Genomic DNA, 8,422 nt, shown 5'->3' with positions numbered 1-8,422 from the left:
CATTATTTGGATTTGGATATAATGAAAAGTCAGTTAATCCAAAAGTTTCAGATTTTAAAACTGGCACTAATTCTGATTTACATAAATTGAAAGTTACGTCATTAAAAGTACCTACATTTCCATCTCCAACTACAACATCAGTTAAGAAAAACACCCACTGACCTGCAGAATTTAACCCTACAAATGGAGTAAATGGATCTAAAGGTAATGTTGGAGCCAAACTAGTTGTACTAGCACAATTTACCGCAGTACCTTGTGAATCATATAGTAAATTAATATTAGCACTTCCTGAGCAAGAACCAGAACTTAATCTTGTTACTCCTGTAGTTTGTGAAGGATGTCTGTAACCAAAATAAAGGTTTCCTGCATTTGGATGCGTTAAATTTGGTCTAATATTAATATCTGTTAATGTAAATGAATCCGTAATAGTAAATCCTAAACCAGCGTATGAAGCTGCATTTTCACTAATAGGTGTTCCAACTTGAAAAGTATAATCTGTACAACTGTTTTGAGTTTGATAGGTATAATTTCCAATAGCAATATTTTTAGTATTTATATCATAATAAATATTTCCAGTTGGTTTAACCATAACTCTACAGTTTGGCGAAGTAATGTTTGGTACGGTAATAGCATAAGAACCATTATTTGGTACACTTGAAGCCAAAGTAGTTGCAAAAGTTTGTCCACCATCAGTTGACAATAAAATATCAACATTTGCAGAACCTACTAAAGACGTTGTGTTATTTACTGTCCAAGTTATTGTTTGAGAAGAACCTTGAGCCCAAACAAGTTGATCTGTATTTTGAGAAGTCACGTCAAATGGTCCAGCAGCAACTGAAACAGTTAATAACATTTCATCAGTACCTGTTTGACCACCACCAGCAACATTGTCTCTAGCTGTTAAACTAAAAATCATAACTCTTGCAACAGAGTTTACTGATTCCCAATCTGCTGTTAATGTATTATTTAATACACTACCTATCTTAGGCATATATCTAAATGGCACAGCCTCTGGATCTCTAGATCTCCAGTTTGCTCCATTTGTTTTTGTAGGAGATACCAGAGAACCTGTTGCGCCAAGACCCGGGCTTGTTGCGTCATTATTTTGTTCCCAACAATAAGTTAAAGGGTTTCCACCTGAATCAGTAGCAGAACCAGTTAATATAAATGGTGTACTTATAGGAATTGTCCAATCGCTACCAGCATTTACTACTGGAGTTCCATGAGTAATAGCAGTATCTACAGTACATGTCTTTGTCAATAAATTAGTTTGAATTTGCAAAATACTTCTATAAGTAAAATAATCATCAGAATGAGCTTGTACATCTGTTGCCCCTGTAATACCAGCATAACCCATAATTGTTGAACCAGATCCTGGCTCTACATTTACAGCATTGTTTTCTGTTCCATGAGAGAAAGTATGATTTCCTCCTAATTGATGACCCATTTCATGAGCCACATAATCAATATCAAAATTATCCCCTAATGGAACACCATCTGCCGGAGAAGTAAAACCACTTCCTTTGCTTCCGTCTGTACTACAAACACAACCAATACATCCTGCATTTCCACCACCACCTGAAGCACCAAATAAATGTCCAATGTCATATGTAGTAGTTCCTAATACGTTCGTTAAAGTTGTTTGTAACTCACCATTCCATGCACCACCAGAACCTGCTGCTGCTGCTGAATAAGGGTCAGTAGAAGCATTATAATATATAACATTAGTACTATTTGCAGTAATATTCATGTGTAGAGCTAAATCTTTCTCAAAAACTCCGTTTACTCTTGTCATTGTAGCATTAAATGCAGCCAAAACTAAACCAGATTGAGCAGCACTTGTTGCTCCAAAATAATTTGAATATTCTGCTGTACATGACATTGCTAATCTAAATGTTTTTAAAACTCCATTGCTAGATCTTAAACCATTTGAGTTTGCTTGTAAATTAGAAATAATTTCTTGATCAACAGTCGAACATGTAAAAGGCAAGTTTCCTTTTACTCTAGATGAATTATAAACTGCATAAACTGAACCATCAGCTGAATATTGTTCAATAAACTCATTACGCTTTCCTGCTCTAAAAATCATTGCTTGAATTCCGTTTGGATCAACACTTAGTCTTACTTGAGCATATTTATCATCTATTCCAATACCTACATAAGAACGAATATCTGGATATTGAGCTTGTAAATCTGAATCGAAATTTGAAGCTTCAAAAAACTCATATCTTTCCATATTACCATCAATATTAGGTAATGAAATTATAGTACTTGATTTTTTTGCAACAAATCTATCTGGTGACGATTGTAATAATTGTTTTAATGTTTGCACATTTGTTTGAAACAATTTAAATTCTTGTGGGAAAGATTGCCTTTCCACATTTTTGTTAACTTTAGTTACATCTTTTTTTGACGCTGACTTCCAACTAGCGGTAGTTTGAGCATAAAAACTAGATGAAATAAGTATACTAAAAGTAAATAGTAATAATTTTTTCATAATTAAGTTTTTTAATAGTTAGTAAATGTATTAAAGTAATTTTATTTAAACTAAAAAAAATAGCGAGAAATGTCATAATTAACATTTCTCGCTATAATTCTTAAATAAAATATTTATTATTCTACAATAATCTTTTTAACTTCTTTTCTAGATCCATCTTGAACCGTAACAAGATAAATTCCTGACATAATGTTATTAAGATTTAATGTTTGATTAAATAATCCATTATTTTTATAAGCATTTGAATAAACTTCTCTTCCTCTCAAATCATGAACACTAATGTTTATGTTATTTGTTGATTCTGAATTAAATTGAACTGTAAAATTACCATTATTTGGATTTGGATATAATGAAAAATCAGATAACCCAAAGCTTTCAGCTGAAGCTGTAATAGATTGAGAACAAACCTCAATAGACCATGAATTAACTGTACCTGGATCTGCATTATAAAAATCAGTTGCTGATAAAGTCCAAGTTCCATTAGAAACTAATCCATTAAAAACCGCTAAAGGAGAAGCTGGAGAAAATGTCCCTGTCATGTTTGCAACACAGCTAAAAGATGGAGAACCATCACTCATCGTTATATTAAAATTATCATTCGACCCACATGATCTGTTCCAAACTAAATCTTGAGTTGCGTTTGGATGACTAATTCCAATAACCAAATCATTTGGCCATGTATGAGTAACATTTAAACCAATATTAACATCTGATAAAGTTCCCGTAACTGGTACAATTATAGTATTAGTTGCGGTTGCTCCAGGAACATTAGCTCCCGTTCCATCAGGAATTGGTAAAGAAGTTGCATTTGTATATGTATTACAAGAATTTGTTATAACAAACCCCACTGCGAAATCTTTTGAATTAATATCATAATAAATATTTCCAGTAGGCTTAACCATTACTCTACAAAATGGTGCGGCTACATTTGGAACAGTGATTACTTCTGAACCGTCATTTAATGTATTTGATGCTAATGTTGTTGTGAATGTTTGACCACCATCAAGCGATAACATAATATCAACATTTGCAGAACCAACTAATCCAGTTGTTCCATTTACAGTCCATGTGATTGTTTGCGTTGACCCTTGAGTCCATGAAATCCCATCAGCTGCCTGAGATGTAACATCAAATGGCCCAACTGTTCCTGAAACATTCACTATCATTTCATCTGTACCAGTCTGAGCTCCATTTACAACATTATCTCTTCCTGTTAAAGTGAAGTTTAAAGTTCTTGCAACCGAAGAAACAGATTCATAATCCGATGTTAATGTATTTGATAAAACACTCGCTAATTTTGGCATATATCTAACGCCTGTTGTCTCTGGATTTCTAGATCTCCAGTTTGGACTAGTTGTGTTTGTAGGTGAAACGGTAGTAAATGCAACTGTTGCATTATTGTTTTGTTCCCAACAATATGTTAGCGGATCGTTGTTTGGATCTGTTCCAGAACCTGTTAATATAAATGGAGTACTGTTTGGAATAATCCAATCAGAACCTGCATTCATAACTGGAGCACCGTGTGTTATTGCTATTGTTGTTGGACAAGTTTTACTCAATAAGTTAGTTTGAACTTGTGCTATACTTCTATAAGCAAAATAATCATCTGAATTTTGTTGCACATCTGTTGAGCCGGTAATACCTGCATATCCCATGATTGTTGAGCCCGATCCTGGCTCAACATTTACGCCAGTTCCTTCTAAGCTCATTGAAAACGTATGATTTGCTCCAAATTGATGGCCCAATTCATGCGCAACATAATCAATATCAAAAGTGTCTCCAGCTGGAACTCCATCTGCAGGAGAGGTAATACCCCTTCCTTTTGTACTTCCTGCACCAGATGCAACACCATCTACGCAAAGACAACCGATACAACCTGCGTTACCACCACCTCCTGAAGCACCAAACATATGCCCAACATCATAAGCTGCATTATTGGCCGCTAAAGCAGTAGAAGGGCCTGTTAAAGTTGTGTTTAAAGCAACTTGTAACTGCGTATTCCAACTAGCCAGTGTTGTATATGGATCAGTTGCTGGATCATAATAAATTACATTTGTTGATTGTGCAACAATATTCATATGAACTGCAAAATCTTTTTCAAACACTCCATTAACTCTAGTCATTGTAGCATTAAAAGCAGCTAAAACATTTGCAACTTGTGCAGAACTAGTTGCTCCAAAATAATTTGAATACTCACCATTACATGACAAAGCTAATCTAAGTGTTTTTAAAACTCCATTACTAGCTCTTAAGGTTTGAGGGTTAATGTCATTTATAACGGCATGGTCTTCTGTAGAACATGTAAAAGGTAATTTCCCTTTGTTTCTTGATGAATTGTAAATTGCATAAACAGAACCGTCTTGAGAATATGGCTCCATGAATTCACTTTGTTTTCCTGCTCTAAAAACCATTGTTTGAATTCCACTTGGATCAAAACTTAATCTTATTTGAGCATTTTTATCATCCAAACCAATCCCAATATAAGAACGAATATTTGGATATTGAGCTTGTAAAGCTGCCTCAAAATTTGATGCTTCAAAAACTTCAAATTTTTCCATTATACCCTTTACATTAGGTAAAGAAATTATTGCATTTGATTTTGTTCTTGAAAATCTATCTGGTGCAGATAAAAGTGATTGTTTAATTGCATCAACATTTACTTGATACAATTTAAATTCTTGAGGAAAAGATTCTCTTTCCACATTTTTATTTGTTTGAGCAACTTCATTTTTAGATATTTCTTTCCAAATCTTGCTGGTTTGAGCAAAAATATTTGAAGAAAACACTAAAAATAAAGAAAAAAGTAGTAATTTTTTCATAATTATGGTTATAATAGTTAGTTAACAAATTTAATAAAAAATAATTTGTTTATAAGAAATTAAACAAATTATTTGACAATGTTAGGATTTTAAGTATCAATATCAATACTTTTGTATTTTTATATAACTATTTTGAATACATTCCAGTCTATCTTTGATTACAATAAGAAAAAGAAAAGCATTTTGACTTTAGGGACCTTTGATGGCGTTCATATTGGTCATCAAAAAATACTACAAAAACTTGTCAAAGAAGCTAAAGCTAGTGATTTAGAAAGTATTTTACTAACTTTTTTCCCTCATCCTAGGATGGTTTTGAAACAGGATGAGAAAATTCAGCTACTTAATACAATTGATGAAAAATCAAAATTAATTGAAAAAACTGGCGTTCATACTTTAATTATTCATCCTTTTGATTCTACCTTTTCTGAACTGTCTGCAGAAGAATTTGTGAAAAAAATTCTAATTGACAAACTAAACTTAGCTAAAATAATAATTGGTTATGATCATAAATTTGGAAAAAACAGATCGGCTGATATAAATGACTTAATCATTTTAGGAAAAAAATATAATTTTGAAGTAGAGCAAATTTCCGCAAAAGAAATTGACGATATTTCAATAAGTTCTACAAAAATTAGAAAAGCATTATTGAATGGAAATATTGAATTAGCAACTAGTTATTTAGGACATGATTATTCTTTATTTGGCTTAGTTGTAGAAGGGGAAAAAAATGGTAGAACTATAAATTATCCAACGGCTAATCTTAAAATTTCTGAAGATTATAAACTAATTCCTAAGAATGGTGTTTATATTGTTTCTAGCTTTATTGATAATAAAACTGTTTTTGGAATGATGAATATTGGGAACAATCCAACTGTTCAAGGCATTTCTGAAAGTATTGAAATCCATTTTTTCGATTTTAATGAAGAAATATATGCTAAAGAAATTTGTGTTAACTTATTATCAAGAATTAGAGACGAAAAAAAATTTGATTCTTTAGATGAATTAAAAAAACAATTAGACTTGGACAAAGAATATTCGAAAAATTACATTTTAAAAATATAGTTAACTCCTCCTTAATTTCTTTTTCAAATTTTTATTAGCTTTTTTATGCCCCAAACGTATCTTGGAAAATGGAATTATTAATTTCATAATGAATAGATTGTTTTGGAATAATTTAACTAAATTTTAAGCATTGGTTTTCAATGTTTTATGTTTTTTTAATTAAATTTAACATAAAACAACAAATTATGAAAAATAATATTGAATTTAAAAATGGAATTTTAATCTTTCTTGGCATTGGACTATTTTTTCTTCTATTAGACCTTTTTGGTTTTGCCGATAAAAATTATTTAAGAATTTTAAATGCTTTTATTGTTCTTTATGGAATTAATGAAACATTAAAAACGGTAAATCTGAGTACTTAGAAAATTTTTTTTCAGGTTTTAAAACAGGCATTATTGGTGTGGGATTAAGTATCATTGGTTTAATTGTTTTCATTTACATTAAAGGTGGCGAATCCTACTTAGATAGACTTTCTGATACATTCTTCTTTGGAAAAGACAACAACATAGTTAAATATTGTAGCATCTTATTTTTCGAAGGAATTGCTTCAAGTTTAATTGGATCATTTACATTGATGCAGTATTGGAAAGATGTTGCGTTAAAACCTAAGGTCAAATAAAACAATTTTAATAAAAAAGGGATTGCTAAACAGAACAGCAATACCCTTTTTTTTCTATGCTAAGATTTAAAATAGTATTTTTTTAGTAACTACTTTACCATTTTCAAAAGTAGTTTTTACAATTAAAGCTTCTCTTGTTGGTATCAATTTATCTAAAATAACTTCTGTTGTATTGATTTTGTTTTTTGTATAAACTACTCTTCCTAATAAATCAAATACAATAACTGACTTTATATTCTCTGATGCAGAAAGAGTTACTCTATTATTAGAAACAATTACTAAACCGTTTGTGCTTTCAAATTCAGGGTTACTTAAAGTTGTGTTTGTGTACCTTAAGACAAATCTATCATTAAACTCTCCAATAGTGGTAGTAAATGTATATGGAACTAGTCTTAAATCATGAATTAGATTTAATAATTTATCTTCTAAATAGATGTTTTGAGAGATATCTGAGAATAATCCATCAACAGATGCTATTGCAATAGTGTAATTTCCTGCTATTTGAATAAACATTCCCAGTGGAACTAGATCATTAGTATCAAACGGAACTGGTCTTCCTTGAATAGTTTGCTTTTGTGTATTTATTAATGAGTAAAGTTTATAAGAATCAACCTCTATTAAAGCATCATACATTCTGTCTTTAGCTAAAGTAGCTCCGGGAACATATCCCACAAGAGTTCTTGTTAAAACAGAATTAGGTGAGATTAAATCTAACCAAATTCTACTTTGATCAACACTAGTGCTTGTAGTACTGTTTTTAAAAAAAGAGGAATTATCATATACAGCTCCACCAGCTGTTCTCCTGTAAGAGTTCTTAAACGTAATAGTCGATGAGCCTGAAGTAGTAGTATTTATTGGTGGATTAACATCTGTTTCACCGGCCTCTAACATTCTAACAAAGAATCCTTGACCAGAAGCAATATTCCCGTCAAATACACCAGGTATTGTAGATCCTGTTCCATTAGAAACAATATAATCACTGTCTGAATAGTTATAGACATAATTTTGATAAAATGGACTTCCATTCGAAGTAGTTGGTATAGATGAATGTGTCCATAACCTAACACTTCCTTCAATACTAGTGTTTTCTGTTACTAAAGAATTTGCAGATATGGCTGAAGGATATGGATTTCCAATTAGGTTCCAACAATCATCAGTACCTGTTGTGTCACCTCTACTAATCCCAACACTAACTATTCCATTATTAGGCTCTCCTCCCTGAAATGTAACTGGCAAAGCGGCAGCTGTTGTAGCACCATTTGAAGCTCTAGCAATATATCCTTTTGCGGTAAGCATAGTACCAGAAGCAGTTAACCAATTTCCTTGTGTACTATTTGCGTTTGCAGCTGTTGGGCTCCATTCAAATCTATGAGAGCTTGGCAAAGTACTTACTGCAAAACCTTGAATTGGTGATGACCAATATAT

General features: G+C 31.8%; 6 protein-coding genes. 3 read left to right on the top strand and 3 right to left on the bottom strand.

What is annotated here, in order from left to right; genetic code table 11:
- Both AACZ53_RS12445 and AACZ53_RS12440 read right to left on the bottom strand, forming a co-directional pair.
- On the bottom strand, window positions 1–2,497 hold a 2,497-nt coding region (locus AACZ53_RS12445), incomplete at its 3' end, for a reprolysin-like metallopeptidase (RefSeq protein WP_339838978.1).
- Window positions 2,498–2,613: 116 nt separating this feature from the next.
- A complete protein-coding gene (locus AACZ53_RS12440; RefSeq protein WP_339838976.1) occupies window positions 2,614–5,316 on the bottom strand; it encodes a reprolysin-like metallopeptidase in 2,703 nt (900 codons plus the stop codon).
- A 132-nt stretch (window positions 5,317–5,448) separates the two neighbouring features.
- Here AACZ53_RS12440 and AACZ53_RS12435 point away from each other — a divergent pair, with 132 nt between their 5' ends.
- The 3 genes from AACZ53_RS12435 to AACZ53_RS12425 all read left to right on the top strand — a co-directional run bounded on the left by AACZ53_RS12435 (window position 5,449) and on the right by AACZ53_RS12425 (window position 6,997).
- Complete coding sequence (locus AACZ53_RS12435) at window positions 5,449–6,378, top strand: bifunctional riboflavin kinase/FAD synthetase (protein ID WP_339838975.1); 930 nt, start codon at window positions 5,449–5,451, stop codon at window positions 6,376–6,378.
- Window positions 6,379–6,563: 185 nt separating this feature from the next.
- Window positions 6,564–6,740 carry a hypothetical protein gene (locus AACZ53_RS12430; protein WP_339838973.1) on the top strand — a complete coding sequence of 59 codons (177 nt, stop codon included), beginning with the start codon at window positions 6,564–6,566 and terminating at the stop codon, window positions 6,738–6,740.
- A gap of 38 nt (window positions 6,741–6,778) precedes the next feature.
- Window positions 6,779–6,997, top strand: coding sequence for a hypothetical protein (locus tag AACZ53_RS12425; RefSeq protein WP_339838971.1), 219 nt, complete (start codon window positions 6,779–6,781; stop codon window positions 6,995–6,997).
- Window positions 6,998–7,063: 66 nt separating this feature from the next.
- Here AACZ53_RS12425 and AACZ53_RS12420 read toward each other — a convergent pair.
- Window positions 7,064–8,422: T9SS sorting signal type C domain-containing protein (locus AACZ53_RS12420; protein WP_339838969.1), on the bottom strand; the 1,359-nt coding region annotated here is incomplete at its 5' end.

The organism is uncultured Flavobacterium sp. (assembly GCF_963975005.1).
Classification (GTDB): domain Bacteria; phylum Bacteroidota; class Bacteroidia; order Flavobacteriales; family Flavobacteriaceae; genus Flavobacterium.
Note: the sequence above shows the minus strand (reverse complement) of the source record. Positions and strands in the feature narration are given on the sequence as shown.

Coding starts and splice junctions, on each gene's coding strand:
- AACZ53_RS12440 (WP_339838976.1), bottom strand. CDS start 5,316: ATGAAAAAATTACTACTTTTTTCTTTATTTTTAGTGTTTTCTTCAAAT.
- AACZ53_RS12430 (WP_339838973.1), top strand. CDS start 6,564: ATGAAAAATAATATTGAATTTAAAAATGGAATTTTAATCTTTCTTGGC.